This window comes from Plantibacter sp., assembly GCF_059073635.1.
Genome location: NZ_JCACOF010000009.1, coordinates 51,125 through 72,136, shown reverse-complemented (window position 1 = coordinate 72,136; position 21,012 = coordinate 51,125). Strand labels below are relative to the sequence as shown.

Here is a 21,012-nt window from a genome sequence, read left to right as displayed (position 1 = left end):
GATCGCGTCGTCAGCGGCTCGTGTTCAGGGCTGCTCGTGGTTCGGGCAGGTCCAACTCCCCGCGGGCGACGAGCGAACGGACGGACTCGAGGACCGCCTCCGTCGAGGTGTAGGCGGGTTCGTATCCGAGCAGCGACCGTGCCTTGTCGATCGACGCGCAGTGGCTCCGTACCAGGTGCTCCCAGGTGGTGTCGGCGTGCTCCGTCGGTGTCTCTGCTCGGAAACGCTCCCAGGTCACCGACTCGAGCTCGGCCGAGCGTCCGAACCAGCCGGCGACGACGTCGGCGTAGCCGCGGACGGTCACCGCGGCGGCTGAGGTCACGTTGAGGTCCTCGCCGGCGACACGATCCCGGTTCGCGACGGCGAGCTCGAACGCCTGCGCGACGTCGTCGGCGTGCACGTGGTGCAGCAGCTCGGCACCGAGTCCGGGGATGCGCAGCGGTGAACCGAGTGCGAGGGTCCGCCAGACCCCGGGGTCGAGGTTGCCCAACGGGTTGATGGGCGCCCACCCGGGTCCGACGATGTGTCCGGGATGCAGGGAGGTCGTCACCAGTCCTCCGTCGGCGGTCTCCTGCTGGAGCAGCCGGGCGATCTGGTCCTTCTGGACGCCGTAGTCGCCGAACGGCGCCGTCCCGGAGCCCTCGACGATGGGGACGGACGCGCTGGGACCGTAGCGCCAGATCGATCCGCAGTGGAGCAGCTGACCCGTGTTGCCGCGCAGTCCCTCGACGAGCGCCGTCGCCGAGGCGACCGTGAAGCAGACCAGATCGATGACGACGTCCGGGCCGAGGTCCGCGATGCGTCGCGCGAAGACACCGTCCCGGTCCTCGGCCTCCCGATCGGCCCGGATCCGCTCGACCTGGTCCCACTCGGGAGCGTCCGTGTACGGCGAACGATCGCCGCGGCTCACGCTCACGACCTCGTGGCCGGCCCGGACGAGTCGCGGGACGAGGAAGGTGCCGATGTGGCCGGTCCCGCCGATGACGACGATGCGCATGGTGTTCCTCCGTTCGCGCACGACGACGGCGTCGACGGGTGCGCTCTCCGGGAACGCTAATGGACCGGACCGTCCGACGCACGCCCTTGCGGGAGGCGACGGTGTGACCCGCTAGTCGTCGGAGGGACGTCGTCGTTGCTGTTTGGTGGCGCTCCGCTGCTGTTTCGCGGCGAGGTGGCGTCGCGCCGATCCGCGGGTCGGACGCGTGGGCCGGCGCGTCGGCGCCGGCGGCGCGAGAGCCGACCTGATGCGTGTCGCCAGCGCTTCGAGTGCGAGTTCGCGGTTCCGGAGCTGCGATCGCTCGCGGGAGACGGTCACGGTGATGGCTCCGCCGACCAGCCGGGCGCCGAGCCGCTCGAGCAGTCGGTCGCGCTGCTCGTCGGTGAGGACGGCCGACTCGGCCACACTCCACGTCAATTGGACACGGCTGTCGGAGGTGTTGACGTGCTGTCCGCCCGGGCCGGACGACCGGGAGAAACGCCACTGCAGCTCGGCTGCTGGGATCGTCAGTCCGGGCGACACCTCGAGGTCCATGGGGCAAGCGTCTCACGAACCCGCGGCACGGCTCGCGTCCACCGCTGGTTCCGAGCCGGTGCCTCCTATCCTTGACGCTGTGAACGATGCACCAGCCGAACGCGGACGTCGACGCGCAGCCGTCGTCGTCAATCCCTCCAAGGTCGACATCACGGTCCTCCGCTCGGTGGTCGCAGCCGCTGAATCGACGCACGGACTGGCACCCTCCACCTGGCACGAGACGAGCGCCGACGACGACGGCCGGGGTGCGTCCGCGGCCGCGATCGCCTCGGCACCCTCGGTCATCCTGGTCGCGGGAGGCGACGGGACGCTGCGGGTCGCCGCCGAGGCCATCGCCTCCACCGGCATCCCCCTCGGGCTGGTCCCGGCCGGAACGGGGAACCTCTTCGCCCGGGCGCTCGGCCTGCCGTTGGGCGACCTCAAGCGGTCGGTCGACATCGCCTGTTCAGGGCGTGACCAGGTGGTCGACGTCGGCCAGGTCAGTCTCGGGCGCAGCGACGGCACGAACCGGGACGAGGTCTTCCTCGTCATGGCCGGCATCGGCCTCGACGCGCACATGGCCGGCCACACCAATGAGCGGCTGAAGCGACGGATCGGCTGGCTCGCCTACTCCGATCCGATCGCGCGGAGCATCATCGGCAACCGGCAGTTCGACCTGCACTATCGACTCGACGACCGTCCGGAGGCGGCTGCCCGAGCGCACACGATCATCGTCGGGAACTCCGGCACGCTCACCGGTGGTGTCCTGCTGCTCCCCGAGGCGGTCGTGGACGACGGCCTGCTCGATGCCGTCATGCTGCGCCCTGGCAAGGGTCCGGGTTGGGGGAACATCGGCTACCGCCTGACGTTCAACCGGATGCTGCACCGCACGCGGTTCGGCCGGCTGGTCGGTCGATTCTCGCCGAAGGCACGCGCGATCAGCTACGCACAGGCGCGGACGATGCACCTCCGACTCGAGGAGCCGCAGGAGATCCAACTGGACGGCGACTCGCACGGTTCGGTGATCTCGGTCTCGCTGACGAACCTGCACCACGCCCTGATCGTCCGGGTTCCGAGCGGCCCGGCTGCGCGCCCCGGCGGGCGCTGACCACCGGCTACGACGCCGCGTCGGTGGGAGCGGCCTCGGAGTCGATCGACGCCGCGAGCCGGTCGATCCGCTCGAGGGCGCGGTCGAACACGGGGACCAGTTCCCACAGGCGCGGCTCGTCGGCGCGGACCTCCTCGAGGGAGCCGTGTGCGCTGCGGACCGAACCGAGATCGAAGCTGACGTTGGTCCGCGCTCCCGTGATCGCGGCGCGGAGTGCACCGATCGCCACCGCCACGTCGGCGATCAGCGCCGGGTTGCCGTGCTCGGTCAGCCAGGCGAGATCGTCGATCGCGTCGACGGCATGCTCGCCCAGCCGCGCGGAGGCCGCGGCCGCCTCGATGGACGCAGCACGGATCGCCTCGTCGCGTTCGACGCCGGCCGGTAGACGGAAGGCACTGCCGAACGCTCGCGAGGCGTGGGCGTCCTCGTCGGCCAGACGCAGCGCCAGCTCGGAGCGTGCCTCAGCGCGAGCGCGGAGTGCGGCGATCGTCGCCTCGGCCTCGGCCGACGTCCCGCCCGCTCGCGTCCTCGGTGGCGTGCGTGGCTCGGGTGTAGCCGGCGACCATCGCGGTGAGGCCGGCGGCGATCGCCAGCATGAGTCCGGATGCGGCCCCGCCGCCGGGGTTCCCGGTCGCCGTGCCGAGCGCCTGCATCCACGTCGACACGCTCGAGTGCTCCGTCGACACCTCGTCGGTGTCCGCTGATCCCGTCATGGCGACCATTCTCCCGCGTCCGCGTCCGCGTCAGCTCGAGGCGCGGACGATGAGTTCGGTCGGGAACTCCGCGCGGTCCCCCGGGTCCGTCCCGGGCTCCGCCTCGAGGACGAGCTGGACCGCACGCGCGGCCATCGCGCGCATCGGCTGTCGCACGGTCGTCATCGGCGGCGGCATCAACCTGGACTGCGGGAGGTCGTCGAAGCCGACGACCCGGATGTCGTCGGGGATGCGGAGCTGCAGCTCTTCAGCGGCGCGGTAGACGCCGTAGGCCATCTCGTCGTTGCAGCTGAAGACGCCGATCGGGAGCCCGCCCTGCCTGAGGAGCTTGCGCACGGAGACGAAGGCGCTCTCCGAGGACCAGGGCGACGAGATCTCCTCGACCGTCGCCCCGTCGGCGTGCCGTTCGACCGCCGCTCGGAAACCGGCCTCCCTCGCACGGCCGAACCGGTACTTCGGCCGGCCGGTGATGATGAGGAACCGACGTGTCCCCCGCCGGGCGAGATGCCGACCCGCGTCGAAGCCGCCCTGCCAGTCGGTGGACCCGACGCTCGGCAGACTCCGCGCCGGCTCCGCACGCGGATCGAGGAGCGCGACGGGGATGTTGGCCGAGGCGAGGATGTCGAGCTGGGAGACGTTCGGACGGATGAGGCACACGACGACACCGGCCGATCCCCGCGCACGTGCCCGACTGGGCCAGTCGTCGACCATCGACTCGCTCTCCGGCGTGAGCACCAGGTCGTAGTTCGCCGCAGCGGCCGCCCGCCGCACACTCGTCACGACCGTGTTCGCCCAGGGGTCGTCCCACTGACTCATCGCCAGGTCGAGCAGGCGCGGGACCGAGCGAGGTCGGCCGCGACGTTGTGCTGCGCGGTCGTAGCCGAGGTCGTGCGCTGCAGCGAGGATGCGGTCCCGGGTGTCCGGGGATGCATGGCGCTTCCCGGCGAGCACCCGGGAGACGAGCGACACCGAGCACCCGGACCTCGCGGCGACGTCCGCGAGCGTCACGCTGAGGTCGTCCTGCTCCGGCGTCGTCGTCATGGCTCCATGGTCCCGCATCCCGGGGTGCTGCGCGTGCCCACCCCGGTGGTCAGGCTCCCTCGGCGGTCAGCACTCGGAGCTCGGTGCACCGCGGGGTCTCGCGATCCGGCTGCGCGACGAGCGCGAACCGCCGGACACCCCACCCGGCGCTGGTGGGCGTCAGCGGGTACTCCGCCCACTCCAGGTCGTCGTCTCGCCCGCCCTCCTGCGGAGCGACCGGCGTGCCGTCGATCTCCAGGGTGAGACCGTGGCCCGCCGGGTCGTGCAGCCAGGTCACTCTGACGACCCGGCCGAGGAGATGCGGGTCGACGAGCGTCACGGACAGACGCTCGGCCGTGCTCCGCCAGCGGACACCACCCACCGCGCCGCTGGCGCTGGCCACCCCCTCGAATCCGTGATCCGCCTCCGGCTGCTGCTCGCCCAGCGCGACCCGGTCGACCGTCCGTCCGTCGATGCTCGCGGCGCGTCGGTCCCGTTCGACCAAGGCGGTGCGGCGCCGAGCGACGGCGTCCTCGTCCGCCGTCGACGCCACGGGGAACGTGACGGTGTACCGCGCGTCGTGCAGACCTGCGAACGGTTCCAACGGGATCGGTCCTCGGTCGGAGTCGATCCGGAGTCGCCCGTCGGCGTCCCGGTAGGGCACAGCCGACCGCGGGACGATCGGTGCCGAGGCGAGCGGGGTGAGCGGGCCGACGGCGGTGTGCGGGGCGTGGGCGCGGCCGGCCAGCACCACGTCGGTCGGCAGCGACTCGCCACGGGCGGCCAGGACGGACGGACCCCAGAGGAGCGAGGTCCAGTCCGAGCCGTCCGGGTACGGTTCCGCACGACCGCCCATGGGGAGCTCGAACGACACGGTGTCGCCGTCGCTCCACTCACGATCCACGACGAGGTGGCCGCGTTCGAGTCCGGCGGTCACCGGAGCGCCGTTGAGGAACACCTCGGGTGTCGGATCACTCCACCCGGGGACCCGGACGCGGAGCCGGAACCGCCGCGGACCGGTGAGCCCGAGGGTGAGTCCGACCACGCCGTCGGACGGGAAGGCCGTCCGTTGCTCCAGCTCGAGACCGAGTTCCGGGATCCGCACGACCGAGGGCGCGAAGAGTTCGACCGACACCGCGTCGTCGTCGAACCGGTACAGCGACTCACCGTGTTTCGCGTGGCTCTCCAGACCGGTCCCGACGCAGCACCAGAAACTGTGCTCCGGCGAGGAGTAGACGCGGTAGTGGTCGGGTCGCATCGAGGTGAAGTAGACGAGCCCGCCGTGCTCGGGGTGCTGCGATGACAGGAGGTGGTTGAAGAGGATCCGTTCGAGCGCGTCGGTGATCGCCGGGTCGGACTCGTCGGCACTGAGCCGTCGGCCCAGCTTGATCAGGTTGTAGCTGTTGCAGGTCTCCGGGCCCTCCCGGTCCTCGGTCATCGGGGTGAAGTCGTCGATGGCGTGGAAGTGCTCGCGGACACTGTTGCCGCCGATCGCGACCGTGCGCCGCGTCAGGATCGTCTCCCAGGCGAACCGGGCCGCGCGGGCGAGGGCCGGATCAGCACTCCGAGCGGCGAGGGCGGCGAACCCGACGAACTGCGGGATGCGGGTGTTGGCGTGCAGGCCGGTCAGTTCGTCGGACCGGCGCGACAGCGGTTCGCTGAGGGCGGTCGACGTGAAGCGGGCTGCCATCGTGAGATGGCGGGGATCGCCCGTGAGGTCGAAGAGGTCGACGTACGCCTCGTTCATCCCGCCGATCTCGGTCTCGAGCATGAGCTGGAAGTGCTCGTCGTCGATCCCGGCGGCGAGCTCCTCCCACCACGCGGCGAGGCGCAGGACGACGTCGCGTGCCATGTGGTTCCCGGTCAATCGGGCCGCGTCGATGAGACCGGCGTACAGCTTGTGCAGGTTGTACCAGGGCACCCAGCGGCCGGCGCGGAACGTCGATTCGGTGATCCCCGCTGCGACCTCGGCCCAGAGCTCGGCACTCCGAGGGACTCCACCGACGTACCCGGTACCCAGGTGGTCCTGTGCGCGGGCCAGTTCGGCGACCGTGTACTCCAGTCGGGAGCGCAGGACGTCGTCCCCGGTGGAGGCGACCATCAGGGAGCAGGCCGAGAGGTAGTGCCCGGCGGTGTGGCCGTCGAGTCCGCGCACCTCCCAGTCGTCGTAGGACGCCGCCCGGGGCTCCAGGCCCGCCTCACGGAGGAACGGGGCGAGCAGGCGATCGGGTTCGAGGGCTCGCAGGTAGGCGCGGTCGGCCTCCTGCGCCTGGAACAGGGGCCCACCCGTGAGGGTGACCTGGGAGATCGGGACGAACGGCATGGTCAGGCCTTCCTCGCGACCGCGTCGACACGCCGCCAGTCCACGCGGAGCTCGCGCGGCCCGACCAGCTCCCGCCTGCTGCCGGTCACCTCGATCGTGTGGGTGAGCGGACGCTCGAGTGCCGACGGCCCGGCGGACAGGACGTACGTCCCCGGTTCGATCACCCGACGGCCGTCGACTCCGGTGAAGGACAAGCGGTCGGCCGACACCGAGAAACGCACCGTGGCCGACGTCCCGGCAGCGACCGTGAGGCGTGCGAATGCGAGCAGTTCGACCGAGGGACGCACGACGGAGGCGACCGGATCCGTACCGTAGAGCTGGATCACCTCGACGGCGTCCTCGACGCCCATGTTCTCGACGGTGACGTCGACGAGGACCTCACCGTCGACGGCGAGCTCCGCTGCACTCGTGAGCGATCGGTAGCGGACGTCCCCGGCGGTGAGGCCGTGACCGAACGGGAAGAGCGGCGTGGGGTCGAGCACGCTGATCCCGCGGGACGCCAGACCGAGCGGCGGCTGCAGGTAGGTGCCCGGCATGGCCGGTGAACGAGGGATCTGCACCGGGAGCCGTCCGCTCGGCTGCACGCGGCCGGACAGCAGCCCCGCGACGGCCGCCGCGCCCTCCTGCCCGGGGAAGAACGCCTGGACCAGTGCGTCGGCCCGGTCGTAGTCCCCCAGCGCGTAGGGTCGCCCGGACAGCACGGTCAGGACGACGGGCGTCCCGGTCGCGAGGACGGCGAGCACGAGGTCGTGCTGGCCCCCGGGGAGGCGCAGGTCCTCGGCGTCACAGCCTTCTCCCGAAGTACCATCGCCGAACAGGCCCGCGATGTCGCCCACGGCCAGCACGACGACGTCGGCTGAACGGGCGGCCTCGACGGCGGCCGGAACGTCCTCCCGACCGGTCTCGGTGATGCTGCATCCCGGTTCGACGACGATGTCCGCCGCGGGGAACTCGGTACGCACCGCGTCCAGGATCGTCGGGATGGTGATGCCGAGATCGTGCCCGGGGTGCTTCGACAGCACGTGGTTGGGGAACGCGTAGCAGCCCACGAGACTGCGGAACTGGTCGGCCGCCGGCCCGATCACGGCGATGCGCGCGGTGGTCTGGAGCGGGAGGACGGCGCGGTTCCGGAGGAGGACGACCGACTCCTCGGCCAGACGCGTCGCGATGGCGCGGTTGCGGGGGCCGTCGAGATCGGTCGATGCGGCGTGCTCCGGCACGAGCGGACCCCCGTCGAGCAGGCCGAGCTCGATCTTCTGCCGCAGGTGCCGGAGCACGGCCCGGTCGACCAGCCGCTCGTCGAGCGCCCCGTCCTGGACGAGCCCGACGAGGCCGGCGCCGTAGCCGGCGGTCTCCGGGAGCTCGACGTCGATCCCGGCGGTGAGGGCGAGCGCGCCGGCTTCCGCCGCGTCGCTCGCGACATGGTGCATGGTCGCCAGGAACGGGATCGCCCAGTAGTCGGCGACGACGGTGCCGTCGAAACCCCAGTCGTCGCGCAGGATGCCGGTGAGCAACTCGACACTGGCGCCCGCGGGGACGCCGTCGAGATCGGTGTAGGCGTTCATCACGCTTCGCGCTCCCCCGAGCCGGATCGCCGTCTCGAACGGCGGAAGCACGACATCGGCGAGCTCGCGGCGCCCCATGCTCACCGGGGCGTGGTTCTTCGCGCCTCGGGAGGCGGCGTAGCCGGCGAAGTGCTTGAGCGTCGCCACGACCCCGGACCGCTCGAGACCACGCACGTACGCGGCGCCGAGCTGGCCGACGAGGTAGGGGTCCTCTCCCAGCGTCTCCTCGACCCGGCCCCAGCGGTAGTCCCGGACGACGTCGAGGACCGGCGCGAGTCCCTGATGGACACCGACCGAACGGAGGTCGTCTCCGATCGCCTCAGCCATCCGCTCCACGAGCTCCTCGTCGAACGAGGCGGCCCAGGCGAGCGGCGTCGGGAAGGCGGTCGCACCGTACGCGGCGAACCCTGTCAGACACTCCTCGTGTGCGATCGCGGGGATGCCGAACCGGTTGCCGGCCACGACCTGCCGTTGCCGTTCCCGCAGGCGATCGACGCCCTCGGCCACCGTCACCGGTTCGGTCCCGAAGATGCGCGTCAACTGCCCGAGGCCACCCGTGAAGTCGCCGGTGGGCGCCGATGTCGGCGCAGCCGGGTCGTCGGAGCCGTCCACGCTCGGCGCGAAGTCGCCCGCCGTTTCGGTGAACCAGACCGAACCGAGCTGACCGACCTTCTCCTCGAGGGTCATCTCATCGAGGAGTGCTCGCGCCCGCTCGACGGGTGACGCCCGTCGGTCGTTCCAGACGCCGCGGACGATGCCCGACGTGGTCGGCGTGACGCCGTCGTGTTGCAGGGTCATCCCTTGAACGCTCCGTCCATGATCCCCGTCACCATGCGCTTGCCGACGAAGATGAACGCGATGAGCAGCGGGATGGTGGCCAGGAACGACCCGGCCATCGCCAGGCCGAGGTCGATCGACCGCTGCGACTGCAGGGCCTTGATCGCGATCTGGACCGTGTACATCTCGGGCGACTTCAGGACGATGAACGGCCAGAGGAAGTCGTTCCACGATCCGACGAAGCCGAGCAGTCCCAGGACGAACGCCGCCGGTCTGATGACCGGGAAGACGATCCGCCAGAAGATCTGCCAGGTGTTGGCACCATCGAGTCTCGCCGCCTGGAGCAGCTCGTCGCTCACGGAACTCGAGATGTGCTGACGCATCCAGAAGATGCCGAACGCGCTCGCGAGGCCGGGGACGATGAGTGCCTGCAGGGTGTCCACCCAGTCGAGCGCGGAGATGATCAGGTACTGCGGGATCACGCTCAGCTGCGTCGGCACGGTCATGGTGAGGACCACGAGGATGAACAGCGCGTTGCGGCCGCGGAACTCCAGTTTCGCGAAGGCGAACCCGGCCAGGGCGCAGAGCAGGGCCGATCCGACGCCGATCGACAGCGCGACGATGAGGCTGTTGATCATCGATTGGATGAACGGCACGGTCTCGAGCACGAGCCCCACGAGGTGGAACAGGTTGTCGCCCGGGTACAGCCGCGGTGGCAGGGTGGTCGCCGTCGCCGAGTCCGTGGTCGCGACGACGAACATGAAGTACAGCGGGAACATGCTCACGACGACGGCGCATACGAGGAGGACGTAGGTGTACCAGGGGATGCGGCCGATCCGGCCGCCGTTCCGTTTCCGGCCGGCGGAGGTCGCGCTCGCCATCAGCTGGGTGGAGTTGAGCGTCTCGGACATCAGCGTCCTCCTCGGGTGCGGGTGGACAGGAAGAAGTTCAGCAGGGCGACGAGCACGACGATCACGAACAGCGCGACGCCGATCGCCGAGCCGTATCCGAACTCGAACTGGCCGAAGCCCTGCTCGTAGAGGAACAGCGTGAGCGTCTGGCACTGTCGTGCCGCACCGCAGGTGAGGCCGGTGGCCGGGTTCACCAGCAGTGGTTCGGTGAACACCTGGAGCCCGCCGATCGTCGAGGTGACGATCGTGAACACGATGATGGGACGCAACGACGGGATGGTGATGTAGACGAACTGCTTCCAGCCGCCGGCGCCGTCGACGGCGGCCGCCTCGTACACGTCGCGAGGGATGGCCTGCAATGCCGCCAGGTACAGCAGCGTCGTGTAGCCCGTCCACCGCCAGACGACCATGAGCGCGACGAGGAACCACGAGCCGACCTTGTCGTTGAGGAAGTCGACGTGATCACCGCCGAAGAAGCTGATGAGGTAGTTGAAGAGCCCGTAGTCACGGTCGAACAGCTGGGCGAACACGATCGTGGTCGCGGCGACCGAGGTGATGTACGGCACGAGCATCGCCATCCGGAACCCGGTGGCGAAGCGCAGGCGGACGTGGTTCAGCAGGTGGGCGAGGCCCAGGGCGATGACCAGCTGCGGCACCGTGGAGATGATGAAGATCGCGAAGGTGTTGAGCATCGCGTTCCAGAACCGTGGGTCGGCCGCGAGCCTGGTGAAGTTGTCGAAGCCGATGAAGGTCTGCTGACCGATCGGGTTCCAGTCGAAGAGGGACACCACGAAGGTGAACAGGAGCGGGATCAGGCCGAAGACGGCGAAGATCAGGAAGAACGGGGCGATGTAGACGTAGGGGGCGAAGCGTTCCGGCAGGGTGTTGCGGATCCGCGTCCCGATACCGGGTGGCGACTGTTTCGGCAGCAGCCGAGGTGGGGCGATGTGTGTGGTCACGATGATCCTTCAGGGGCGTTCCGGCGTGTTGCTCGGCCGGAACGCCCCGGGTCGGAGCGGACGGGTGGACGGGGCCGTCGGGTCAGCCGCCGAGGGCGTCCTTCACGGCCTTCATCGCGACGTCCCAGGCCTTGTCCGGTGGGGTGTTGCCGGCTTCGACGTCCGTCACGGTGTTGATCATCGCGGAACCGATCGTCGCCGTCTCCGGACCGTTGAAGAACGGCTTGAACTCCTGCAAGGACTTGCCGAGCACGGCACCGATCTTCGAGTCGCCGAAGAACGGGTCGGTGTAGTCGGCGATCGCGGTGGACTCGTACGCGGAGACCGTGCTGGGCAGGGCGCCGGTGTCGGTGAAGTTCTTCAGCTGCGACTCGGGTGACTGCATCTCCTTGATGTAGGCCCACGCCGCCTCCGGGTTCGCCGCGCGCTTCGGGATGGCGAGGTAGCTGCCGCCCCAGTTGCCGGCGACCTTGGGCACCGTCGTCACGCGCCACTGGCCCGAGGTGTCGGGCGCGTCCGTCTTGATGCTCTTCAGCATCCAGGACGGAGCTGCCATCGCGGCGAAGGCGCCGTTGGTCTTGCCCGTGCTCCAGCCGGTGGAGAAGGCGGGGACGTTCGCGGTGATGCCGGCCTCGATCGCCTTGATCGAGATGTCGAACGCCTCCTTCACCTGCGGATTCGTGTCGTACACGAGCTCGCCCTCGGGCGTGTAGTACTTCTCGTCGACCTGGTTCACGGTCTGGAAGAAGACCGAGGTGCCGGCGTTGTCGAGGAACGGCTTCCCGGTGGCGGCGACGTACTGCTGGCCGACGGAGATGAAGTCGTCCCAGGTGGGCCAGAGCGCAGCGACCGCGTCCGGTTCCGACGGCAGGCCGGCGGCCTCGAAGAGGTCCGCGCGGTACGCCATCGACATCCCGCCCACGTCGGTCGGCACCCCGATGACGGCGTCGTTCTGGGCCACCGCCTGGTCCCAGACCCACGGCAGGTAGTCCCCGGAGATGTCGTCGGCGCCCATCGTGCTCAGGTCGACGAAGTTGTCGGGGTTCGCGACGAAGTTGGGCATGTCGTCCCCCTGGATGAGCACCAGGTCGGGGACCTTACCGCCGGCCAACGCCGCGGTGAGCGCCTGGGCGGTCTCCTGCGTGCTGCCGACCTCGGTGAGTTTGACGGTGATGTCGGGGTGCGCTTCCTTGTACTTCTCGACATCGGCCTTCTGGTTGATGCCCGTGAAGGACCAGAACTGGAAGGTCTTGTCATCGCCGCCGCCGGACCCGGAACAACCGGTGACCAGGGCGCCGACCATGACGGCGACGGTTGCTGCTGCTGCAAGACGGAATTTCACTGGAAATCCCCCTCCTATGCGGGATCGTGTTCCGCGGTGTCGCGCTACGTTGCGGTCACCGGCCGGAGATCGCTCTCCGGCTCGCGCCGATGTCGACTGGATCGGGGAGCATCCGGACCGTTCGGGCGTGGTGATCACCATAGGCAGCGGGGTTCCGGGGCACCAGGGCAATATTGCGCAACTCGGAGACCGCTCTCTCGGATTCTGCGATGCTCGTTGCCAGACCACCGGCAGGTGGACGATCGCAAAGGAGCGAGGATGCGCAAACCGACCCTGGTCGACGTCGCCCGAGAGGCCGGCGTCTCCCGAGCGACCGCGTCGCGGGTCCTCGCCGGTGCCTCGACGGTCGACGCCTCGATGGTCGTCGCGGTGCGCGAAGCGGCCGTGAGACTGGCCTACCGCACGAATGTCGCAGCCCGGTCGCTCGCCGGAGGCAGGACGGGCGCCGTCGCGATCGTCCTCGCGGCGGGCGAGCTCGAACCGTTCTCCGGATCGTTCGTCGCGGCACCGCTCAAGGGCGCCACCGCCGCGCTCCTGTCGGCAGCCCAGCAGCCCGCGCTCTTCCTCGCCGACCCGCGCCAACTCGACGCGCTCGTCGCCTACCTGGCGGCGCACTACGTGGACGGGGCGGTGGTGATCCTGCAGCACGAGATCAGCACCATCACCCAGGCGCTCGCCTCGGTGGACCTCCCGATCGTCTTCGTCGGCCGCCCGATGGGTGAGCACACGGAGGACGTCACCTTCGTCGACTCCGACAACTACGCCGGCGGTCGGCTCGCGGCGGAACACCTGATCGCGCTCGGCCGCACGCGGATCGGCGTCATCTCGGGCCCCGCCGACATGGCCGCGTCCAGCGACCGTGTCCGAGGCTGGCGGGACGTCCTCACCGAACGCGGCCTCGACACCCGTGCGGTCGCCCGAGGCGACTTCACCATGCCGAGCGGGTCGTCGGCCATGGCACGGTTGCTCTCCCGGTACCCGGACCTCGACGCCGTCTTCGCGGGCTCCGACCTCATGGCGGTCGGCGCGATGCGCGTCCTCGAGGCCAGTGGCCGGACGGTCCCGGACGACATCGCGCTCGTCGGATTCGACGACACGGTCGTCGCGGCAACCGCGGAGCCACCGCTGACCTCGGTCCGTCAGCCGTTGGAGCAGATGGGCAGGGTCGCCGCGGAACTCGTCATGGAGCTCATCGCCGGCCGGACGACCGCACCGCGCTGGCTCGACACCACGCTCGTCGTCCGGGACTCCGCCTGACCTTCGGCCCACCGGCCGTCACACCCGCCTCACCGACCGCATCGGAGGAACCATGTCCGACCTCTCAGCGACGCCCGAACACCGCGTCGTCCATCTGCAGTGCGACGGCGTCTCCGTCGTGCTCGTCCAGCACGGGACCCGCCTCCCGACGATCGCGCACTGGGGAGCCGCCGTCGATGCCGACGACCTCGAGTGGCTTGCCGCGTCCACAGCCACCGTGCGCGGCGACCTCGTCGACGGATCTGACGCGCCGTACGAGCCGAGCCTGTTGCCCGAGCACGCGTCGGGTTGGTCGGGTCTCCCCGGCCTCCGGGCGCATCGCGCCGGGACGGCCTGGTCGTCGCGCTTCGACGTGGCCTCGGTCGAGGTCGACGGAGCGGCCCTCCCGGCCGGCGAGGTGCGGCAGTGCGGCGCCGCGCTGGTCGAGGTGACCGCGGTCGACGACCAGACCGGCATCGCTCTCCTCGTGGCGATCGAACTGACACCGAGTGGCCTGCTGCGCACGCGCGTGACGGTCACGAACCGGGGCGACGACCTCCTGGAGGTCGAGGGTGTCGTGCCGGCCCTCCCGATCCCGACGTCGGCTCGGGAGATCCTCGACTTCGCCGGTCGGTGGGGCAACGAGAAGCTGCCGCAGCGGCTTCCGGTCACGACCGGGACACACCTCCGCGAGTCGCGGCACGGTCGCCCCGGTCTCGACGCCACCGGGGTCACCGCGATCGGAACACCGGGGTTCGACAGCCGGACCGGTGACGTCTGGCTGTGCCACGTCGGTTGGAGCGGCAACCACACGATCGGCGTCGAACGCACCGACGGACACCTCGCGTTCCGTGGCGGCGAGCTGCTCCTGCCCGGCGAGGTCCGACTCGGCCCTGGTGAGGACCACCGGACTCCATGGGTGTACGGGGCCTACGGCGTCGGCCTCGATGCCGCCTCGTCGCGGTACCACCGTTGGCTGCGCTCGACCTCGCGGGCGGCTCGGCGTCCGCGCCCCGTCACCCTGAACGTCTGGGAGGCGGTCCTGTTCGATCACGACCTCGACGTCCTCTCCGAGTTGGCGACCCGGGCCGCGGCCATCGGCGTCGAGCGCTACGTGCTCGACGACGGATGGTTCCGCGGACGTCACGACGACACCCGCGGCCTCGGCGACTGGACACCGGACCCCGAGCGTTGGCCGGACGGTCTCGCGCCGCTCGCCGACCGGGTGCGATCACTCGGCATGGAGTTCGGGCTGTGGTTCGAACCGGAGATGATCAACGAGGACTCCGACCTCGCACGCGAGCACCCGGACTGGATCCTGCGGGCGAGGGACGAGCTCCCGTCGCCCGTCCGGCACCAGCAGGTGCTCGATCTCGGCAATCCGGCGGCCTTCGACCACATCCTGCAGGCGATCGACACGCTGGTCGTCGAGCTCGGGATCGCGTACCTGAAGTGGGACCACAACCGCGACCTCGTCGATGCCGGCCATCCGTCGACCGGGCGGGCGGCCGTGCACGACCAGACCGAAGCCCTCTACCGGCTGCTCGACGAGCTCCGATCGCGGCACCCGCACCTCGAGATCGAGAGCTGCGCGTCGGGCGGAGGCCGCGTCGACCTCGGCATCCTCGAGCGGTCCGATCGCGTCCACACCTCCGACAACCACGACCCGATCGAGCGGGCCCGCATGCTCCGGTGGACGGGGCTCCTCGTCCCGCCCGAGATGCTCGGGTCGCACGTGGCCTCGGCCAGATCGGCCACGACCGGACGCACGCACACGCTCCACACCCGGTGCGCGATCGCGCTCCTCGGGCACTTCGGCGTGGAGTGGGATCTGCGCGAGCTCGACGATGCGGATCGGACGACCCTCGCCAGGTGGATCACCGTGTTCACGCGTCATCGCGGACTCATCGCCACCGGCCGCGTCGTCGGCGACGGCGAGTGGGACGACGACGCTCCGACCCTGCGCGGGGTCGTCGCGGAGGACGGCACCACCGCGCTGTACACCCTCGTGACTCCCCCGCGGTCGGCCGACTCCCGTCGTCGGGTCCGCCTTCCCGGACTCCGCCCGGACGGTCACTACCGCCTCGCCGTCGCGCAGGACGACTCCCTCGGCCCGCGCTGGGTGATCCCCCAGTGGCTCCGGGATGCGCCGCCACTCGACGCCGACCCGGCCACGCTCGCGGCGGCGCCCGTGCTGAGCGGTGGCCAGCTCGCCGTGATCGGCCTCGACCTCCCCACCTTCCAGCCCGACCGCGCGATCACGATCCTCGTGACCGCCGTCTGACCCACGACCCGCTGCACAGAACAGGACCACATCACCCATGGACTCCACTGCGACCGTCACCGTCGACCTCGACCGGCCAGGACCCACGATCAGCCGACACGTCTACGGCCACTTCGCGGAACACCTCGGGCGCGGCATCTACGACGGCTTCTGGGTGGGCGAGGACTCGCCCGTCCCGAACGTCGGCGGCATCCGGCTCGACGTCGTGGAGGCGCTCCGCGAACTGCGCATCCCGAACCTCCGCTGGCCGGGCGGCTGCTTCGCGGACCGCTATCACTGGACGAGCGGCATCGGACCTCGCGAGGACCGCCCGAAGCTCGTCAACACGCAATGGGGCGGGACGAGCGAGACCAACGCGTTCGGCACCCACGAGTTCATGGAGCTGTGCGAGCTCCTCGGTGCCGACGCCTACGTCTCGGGCAACCTCGGCTCGGGCACCGTGCAGGAGATGGCCGACTGGATCGAGTACCTGACCGGTGCCGGGGAGACCCCGATGGCCGAGTTGCGTCGGGCGAACGGCAGGGAGGAGCCCTGGGACGTCCCGTTCTGGGGCTTGGGAAACGAGCCCTGGGGGTGCGGTGGCAACCTGCGCGCCGGCGCGTACGCGGACCTGGCACGCCAGTTCGGTACCTTCTGCGAGAGCGGCGGGAAGGTCCCGCTCTACCGGGTCGCCGCCGGCGCCGACGGGTTCGACGTGGCCTGGACCAAGACGCTGATGGAGGTCGTCGCCGACGTGGCCACCCACCCGTTCTCGGCGACCCCCTGGGAAGCCGTCTCGGTGCACTACTACACGATCGGCGGCAGCTGGAAGGCGAAGGGCAGCGCGACCGGGTTCGACGCCGCGGAGTACTGGAGCACGATCACCGCAGCACAGGGCGTCGAGCAGCTGCTGTCGTCGCACGCCGCCGTCATGGACGTGTACGACCCGGAGGAACGGTTCGGCATGGTGCTCGACGAGTGGGGCACCTGGTGGGACGTCGAGCCGGGCACGCACCCCGGGCATCTGTTCCAGCAGAACACCATCCGCGACGCCATGGTCGCGGCCTGGCACTTCGACGTGTTCCACCGCTTCGCGGGCCGGCTGCGCATGGCCAACATCGCGCAGACGGTCAACGTCCTGCAGGCGATGCTCCTGACCGATCCCGACGGCGGCGAGATGGTCCGGACGCCCACCTTCCACGTCTTCGAGATGAACAGCCCGCACCAGGACGCCACGTCCCTCCCGACGCACGTGGTCGGGCCGGTCCGCGACGCCGACGCCGCACACGCGGGTGGCATCCCGACCGTCTCCGCCTCGGCGAGCGTCAAGGACGGCGTCCTCCATTGCTCGCTGACGAACGTCGACCTCGACGCGCCACTCGTCATCGAGGTCGACGTCCGTGGCGGGTCCGTGGTCGAGCCGCACGGCCGGCTGCTCACCGCTGCGCGGCCCGACGCCCACAACCGTCCCGGTGAGACCGACGCCGTGTCACCGCGACCGCTCACGGGTCTCGACGTCACACCGACGGGTCTTCGCGTCACGCTCCCACCGCACTCGTTCGCCACGATCACGGCTCAGGTCGTCGCTCCATGAGCGAGGTGGAGATCGCGGTCACCGAGGTGCGTGCAGCACGTCGGGCGCGGGCGGACCGCCCGCCGATGGGCTGGAACAGCTGGGACTGCTTCGGAGGGTCCGTCACGGAGGCCGAGGTACTTGCCAACGCCGCGTTCCTGGCCGAGCACCTGCTGCCCGTCGGGTGGGACACGGTGGTCGTCGACATCCAGTGGTACGAACCGGCGCCCGGCGTCGGCGACTACGAGCGCATCTCCCAGCCGACGCTCGACGCCTGGGGCCGACCGCAACCCGCGCCGAACCGGTTCCCGTCTGCGGCGTCGGGCGGCTTCCGCGCGCTCGCCGACCGCGTGCACGCGCTCGGGCTCCGTTTCGGGGTGCACCTCATGCGAGGCGTGCCGCGGCGGGCTGTCGACCTCGAGCTGCCGATCCTCGGCTCGACCGCCCATTGCGGGGAGATCGCGGATCCGACGAACGTCTGCCCGTGGAATCCCGACAACGTCGGCGTCGACCTGACCGCCCCCGGCGCCCAGGCCTACTACGACTCGGTCATGGCGCAGCTCGCCGAGTGGGGTGTCGACCTCGTCAAGCTCGACGACGTGCTCTACCCACCGATCCAGACCGCCGAGATCGAGGCCATCTCGCGCGCGATCGACGCGACCGGTCGACCGATGGTGCTCAGCCTGTCCCCGGGGAAGCGACTTTCGACCGAGCACCTCGACACCCTTCGATCGACGGCGCAGCTGTGGCGGATCTCGGACGACCTCTGGGACGACTGGTCGGCGGTACGCGAACAGTTCCAGCGCCTGGCCCGCTGGGCGCCCCTCCAGCGTCCGGGGGCGTGGGCCGATGCGGACATGCTCCCGCTCGGGCGGATCGGCATCCGGGCCCACGTCGGTTCGGACCGGCTGAGCCGCCTCACCCTGGCCGAACAACGGACGCTCATGACCCTCTGGTGCATCGGCCGGTCGCCGCTCTTCTTCGGCGGCCACCTCCCGGACACCCCGGCGCACACGCTCGCGCTCCTGACGAACCCGGACGTGCTCGCACTGCTCGGCAGCGACGGGAGCCGGGAGATCATCCGCGACGGCGACCTCGTCGTCTGGGCGGCTGAGCTCGGCGAGACCCGGTGGCGCGCGGTGTTCTGGCTCGGCGATGCGGACACCGAGCTGCGGGTCCACCTGGCCGATCTCGGTTGCGCCGATCGATCGTCCGTCACCGAGCTGTGGAGTGGTCGGCCGTTGCCGGTCGTCGACGGTGCCGTCGACACGGCCCTGCCCGCGCATGGTGCCGTGCTGCTCCGACTCGACCACTGATGGATCACCGACAGCAGCGCGTCGAGCGTCATCGAATCGAACTCGACGGACCGGCCACCCGGTTCGTCGATCGGTTCCTCATCGGGAACGGGACGTTGGGCGCGGCGCTCGACGGCGTGCCCGGACGGGAGGGCATGGACCTCTCCCTGGACACGTTGTGGTCGGGAGGTCCGCGACGCCCGGGCGGCGGGCTGGCGGGCCGCTCGCTTCCCAGTCACGCTGGAGTCCGTGCGCCGGGCGATCGCCGACGGCGATTCCATGGCGGCCGATGCCCGCGCGGCTGCACTGCGCGGGAGCACGTTCACCGAGTCCTTCCAGCCGCTCGGCCGCCTCACGATCGATTACGCGTCGCCCGACGACGGTTCGCGCTCGACACGGACCTCCGATCTCGCGCGCGGCGTCGTCGAGACGACGTCCACGAGCGGTGGCGAGGCGGTCACGCTCCACGCGTTCGTGTCGGCGGTGGACGACGTGCTGGTCGTCGAGCTGCTGGGTGACGGTGTCCGTGAACCGCTGGTCGGGTTCGCGACGCCGCACCCGTCGAGGACGGAGGAGCGCACGGTCGGCGACACCCGGTGGTGGTCGGCGACCGGCCGTGCGCCGGCGAGCGTGCGACCCTCGTATCTCGGCGGTGACGATGACGAGGCCATCCGGTACCCGACCGACGTCCCGGACGCCGACGGTCTCGTCGACGCAGGCATGGCCTGGGCGCTGGCGATCGCGGTGCAGCCGATCCCGGGCGGGTTCCGCCTCGTCGCCGGTGCACGTTCCGGACACCGCGGGTGGCGAGATCGACCGTCTGGGTGACCCGTCGACGCTGCTGGAGCACACCCAGGGGACGGTCTCGCGTGCGTTGCAGCGATCCGGCGAAGCGTTGCTCCATCGGCACGTCGCCGACCATCGGTCGCTCTTCGACCGCGTCGACCTGGACCTCTCGGCATCGGCGTCCGCGTCGGCCGACCTCGCGGAGCGGTACTTCGACCTCGGACGGGCGCTCCTCATCGGCAGCTCCCGACCGGGGACCGAACCGGCGAACCTCCAGGGGGTCTGGAACGATCAGGTCAGGCCACCCTGGAGCGCGAACTTCACCACCAACATCAACCTCCAGATGAACTACTGGCCGGCGGAGAGCACCGGCCTGGGTGACCTGGTCGAGCCACTCACCCGGTTCATCGGCGAACTGGTGGACGCCGGGCAGCGCACCGCCGGCGAGTCCTACGGCCTCGACGGGGCGGCAGCCCACCACAACAGCGACCTCTGGCGGCACACGGACGCCGTGCCGCTCGACGCGCACTGGGCGAACTGGCCGAGCGCGCTCCCCTGGCTCGTCGCGCACCTCCACCGCCGTCTGGACGACGGCGGTGCTGATCACGCCGCACGCGTCGCCGTCCTGCAGACCGTCGAGCCGGTGGTCTCGTTCGTCCTGGGAATGGTCGTCACGGATGCCGCCGGATCGCTGGTCGTGAGTCCGTCGACCTCACCGGAGAACCGGTTCGTGGTCGACGCGGATCACACGGCGGCGGTGACGGCCGGCGCGGCGATGGACCAGGAGCTGGCGCACGAGTGCCTCCGCGAGTACCTCGCCCTCGCGGAGCGGGTCGGCGACGGCATCGCGGACGTCGGGCTCCTGGCTCGAGCACGCGACACCGTGGCCACCCTCCGACTGCCGCAGGTCGGCCGCGACGGAACACTCCTGGAGTGGGCCGAGGAGCGGGAGCCGACCGAGCCCGGCCACCGACACCTCTCCCACCTGTACGGCCTGTACCCGGGGACCCGGATCACCGAATCGGCCACGCCCGAGCACTTCGAGGCAGCCCGACGCGCACTGCGACGGAGACTCGCGAACGGCGGTGGCGGAACCGGGTGGAGCATGGCCTGGGTCCTCTGCCTGGCCGCACGACTCCGTGATCCGGGGCTCGCGTCCGAGGCGCTCGACACGCTGCTCGGTCCGCTGTCATCGGCCTCGCTGCTCGACCTGCACCCGATGGGCGACCTCGACGACGTGTTCCAGATCGACGGCAACCTGGGTGGGACGGCCGGTGTCGTCGAGCTGCTCGTCCAGGGGCACGGCGGTGTCCTGTCGCTGCTGCCGACCCTCCCGGCCGAGTGGTCGGCGGGACGGTTCCGAGGGTTCCGGGTCCGGGGTGGACACGTCGTGGATGTCGAGTGGAGCCGTCATCGCCCCGTCGCGGCGACCCTGCGTCTCACGGCCGGCGGCGTGCTCGTCGAGCTGCCGGACGACGGCTCGATGATCGCCATCACGGGCCCTGGCGGCGCACTGCCGACCCGGCTGGAGGACGGCGCGCCGGCCGGGCGGCGGCGGATCAGGCTCGACGAGCCCGGTGTCCACCGGCTCGGGTTCGCGCGTCCGCCCGGCGATCCGGAGGACTGACCGC

Annotated in this window: 17 protein-coding genes and 1 pseudogene; 8 read left to right on the top strand and 10 right to left on the bottom strand. The window is 70.6% G+C overall.

Annotated elements, in window-relative coordinates:
• Positions 1–10 precede the first annotated feature (10 nt).
• Positions 11–997 carry an NAD-dependent epimerase/dehydratase family protein gene (locus AC5JOC_RS10320; RefSeq protein ID WP_494246409.1) on the bottom strand — a complete coding sequence of 329 codons (987 nt, stop codon included), beginning with the start codon at positions 995–997 and terminating at the stop codon, positions 11–13.
• A gap of 111 nt (positions 998–1,108) precedes the next feature.
• The gene (gene arfB / locus AC5JOC_RS10315) at positions 1,109–1,531 is read right to left on the bottom strand and encodes an alternative ribosome rescue aminoacyl-tRNA hydrolase ArfB (protein WP_086473357.1); all 423 of its coding nucleotides are present in this window, start codon (positions 1,529–1,531) and stop codon (positions 1,109–1,111) included.
• A 79-nt stretch (positions 1,532–1,610) separates the two neighbouring features.
• On the opposite strand from arfB, the gene AC5JOC_RS10310 reads away from it, so the two are divergent.
• On the top strand, positions 1,611–2,618 hold the full coding sequence (locus AC5JOC_RS10310) for a diacylglycerol/lipid kinase family protein (RefSeq protein WP_494246408.1): 1,008 nt from the start codon (positions 1,611–1,613) through the stop codon (positions 2,616–2,618).
• A gap of 7 nt (positions 2,619–2,625) precedes the next feature.
• On the opposite strand, the gene AC5JOC_RS10305 is transcribed toward AC5JOC_RS10310, so the two are convergent.
• From AC5JOC_RS10305 to AC5JOC_RS10270, 8 genes are all read right to left on the bottom strand, one after another.
• Positions 2,626–3,066, bottom strand: coding sequence for a cyclodeaminase/cyclohydrolase family protein (locus tag AC5JOC_RS10305; protein ID WP_494246486.1), 441 nt, complete (start codon positions 3,064–3,066; stop codon positions 2,626–2,628).
• A 13-nt stretch (positions 3,067–3,079) separates the two neighbouring features.
• On the bottom strand, positions 3,080–3,331 hold the full coding sequence (locus AC5JOC_RS10300; RefSeq protein WP_494246407.1) for a cyclodeaminase/cyclohydrolase family protein: 252 nt from the start codon (positions 3,329–3,331) through the stop codon (positions 3,080–3,082).
• Positions 3,332–3,361: 30 nt separating this feature from the next.
• Entirely contained in the window at positions 3,362–4,372 is a 1,011-nt protein-coding gene (locus AC5JOC_RS10295) for a LacI family DNA-binding transcriptional regulator (protein WP_192017997.1), read from the bottom strand.
• A gap of 49 nt (positions 4,373–4,421) precedes the next feature.
• A complete protein-coding gene (locus AC5JOC_RS10290) occupies positions 4,422–6,674 on the bottom strand; it encodes a beta-L-arabinofuranosidase domain-containing protein (protein ID WP_494246406.1) in 2,253 nt (750 codons plus the stop codon).
• Between the two features lie 2 nt (positions 6,675–6,676).
• Positions 6,677–9,037: a beta-glucosidase family protein gene (locus tag AC5JOC_RS10285; protein ID WP_494246405.1), complete on the bottom strand. Its 2,361-nt coding sequence runs from the start codon at positions 9,035–9,037 to the stop codon at positions 6,677–6,679.
• Positions 9,034–9,927, bottom strand: a complete 894-nt coding sequence (locus AC5JOC_RS10280) for a carbohydrate ABC transporter permease (protein ID WP_079002436.1) — start codon at positions 9,925–9,927, stop codon at positions 9,034–9,036. Before AC5JOC_RS10280 ends, AC5JOC_RS10285 begins: the two co-directional genes overlap by 4 nt.
• Complete coding sequence (locus AC5JOC_RS10275) at positions 9,927–10,886, bottom strand: carbohydrate ABC transporter permease (protein WP_079705845.1); 960 nt, start codon at positions 10,884–10,886, stop codon at positions 9,927–9,929. Before AC5JOC_RS10275 ends, AC5JOC_RS10280 begins: the two co-directional genes overlap by 1 nt.
• A gap of 82 nt (positions 10,887–10,968) precedes the next feature.
• A complete protein-coding gene (locus AC5JOC_RS10270; RefSeq protein ID WP_159453329.1) occupies positions 10,969–12,228 on the bottom strand; it encodes an ABC transporter substrate-binding protein in 1,260 nt (419 codons plus the stop codon).
• 258 nt (positions 12,229–12,486) lie between these two features.
• On the opposite strand from AC5JOC_RS10270, the gene AC5JOC_RS10265 reads away from it, so the two are divergent.
• From AC5JOC_RS10265 to AC5JOC_RS10235, 7 genes and pseudogenes are all read left to right on the top strand, one after another.
• Positions 12,487–13,485, top strand: coding sequence for a LacI family DNA-binding transcriptional regulator (locus tag AC5JOC_RS10265; RefSeq protein ID WP_192004965.1), 999 nt, complete (start codon positions 12,487–12,489; stop codon positions 13,483–13,485).
• Between the two features lie 52 nt (positions 13,486–13,537).
• Positions 13,538–15,748 carry an alpha-galactosidase gene (locus tag AC5JOC_RS10260; protein ID WP_494246404.1) on the top strand — a complete coding sequence of 737 codons (2,211 nt, stop codon included), beginning with the start codon at positions 13,538–13,540 and terminating at the stop codon, positions 15,746–15,748.
• A 37-nt stretch (positions 15,749–15,785) separates the two neighbouring features.
• A complete protein-coding gene (locus tag AC5JOC_RS10255) occupies positions 15,786–17,321 on the top strand; it encodes an alpha-N-arabinofuranosidase (protein ID WP_124769270.1) in 1,536 nt (511 codons plus the stop codon).
• On the top strand, positions 17,318–18,616 hold the full coding sequence (locus AC5JOC_RS10250; protein ID WP_236555439.1) for a glycoside hydrolase family 27 protein: 1,299 nt from the start codon (positions 17,318–17,320) through the stop codon (positions 18,614–18,616). Before AC5JOC_RS10255 ends, AC5JOC_RS10250 begins: the two co-directional genes overlap by 4 nt.
• A pseudogene (locus tag AC5JOC_RS10245) lies at positions 18,616–18,780 on the top strand (glycoside hydrolase N-terminal domain-containing protein); the annotation flags it as partial. The gene AC5JOC_RS10250 and the pseudogene AC5JOC_RS10245, both read left to right, overlap by 1 nt.
• A gap of 55 nt (positions 18,781–18,835) precedes the next feature.
• Positions 18,836–19,423, top strand: a complete 588-nt coding sequence (locus AC5JOC_RS10240; RefSeq protein WP_494246485.1) for a glycoside hydrolase N-terminal domain-containing protein — start codon at positions 18,836–18,838, stop codon at positions 19,421–19,423.
• Complete coding sequence (locus tag AC5JOC_RS10235) at positions 19,377–21,008, top strand: glycosyl hydrolase family 95 catalytic domain-containing protein (protein WP_494246403.1); 1,632 nt, start codon at positions 19,377–19,379, stop codon at positions 21,006–21,008. Before AC5JOC_RS10240 ends, AC5JOC_RS10235 begins: the two co-directional genes overlap by 47 nt.
• Positions 21,009–21,012 lie beyond the last annotated feature (4 nt).

Coding starts and splice junctions, on each gene's coding strand:
- AC5JOC_RS10320 (WP_494246409.1), bottom strand. CDS start 997: ATGCGCATCGTCGTCATCGGCGGGACCGGCCACATCGGCACCTTCCTC.
- arfB (WP_086473357.1), bottom strand. CDS start 1,531: ATGGACCTCGAGGTGTCGCCCGGACTGACGATCCCAGCAGCCGAGCTG.
- AC5JOC_RS10300 (WP_494246407.1), bottom strand. CDS start 3,331: ATGACGGGATCAGCGGACACCGACGAGGTGTCGACGGAGCACTCGAGC.
- AC5JOC_RS10295 (WP_192017997.1), bottom strand. CDS start 4,372: ATGACGACGACGCCGGAGCAGGACGACCTCAGCGTGACGCTCGCGGAC.
- AC5JOC_RS10290 (WP_494246406.1), bottom strand. CDS start 6,674: ATGCCGTTCGTCCCGATCTCCCAGGTCACCCTCACGGGTGGGCCCCTG.
- AC5JOC_RS10285 (WP_494246405.1), bottom strand. CDS start 9,037: ATGACCCTGCAACACGACGGCGTCACGCCGACCACGTCGGGCATCGTC.
- AC5JOC_RS10280 (WP_079002436.1), bottom strand. CDS start 9,927: ATGTCCGAGACGCTCAACTCCACCCAGCTGATGGCGAGCGCGACCTCC.
- AC5JOC_RS10265 (WP_192004965.1), top strand. CDS start 12,487: ATGCGCAAACCGACCCTGGTCGACGTCGCCCGAGAGGCCGGCGTCTCC.
- AC5JOC_RS10260 (WP_494246404.1), top strand. CDS start 13,538: ATGTCCGACCTCTCAGCGACGCCCGAACACCGCGTCGTCCATCTGCAG.
- AC5JOC_RS10255 (WP_124769270.1), top strand. CDS start 15,786: ATGGACTCCACTGCGACCGTCACCGTCGACCTCGACCGGCCAGGACCC.
- AC5JOC_RS10250 (WP_236555439.1), top strand. CDS start 17,318: ATGAGCGAGGTGGAGATCGCGGTCACCGAGGTGCGTGCAGCACGTCGG.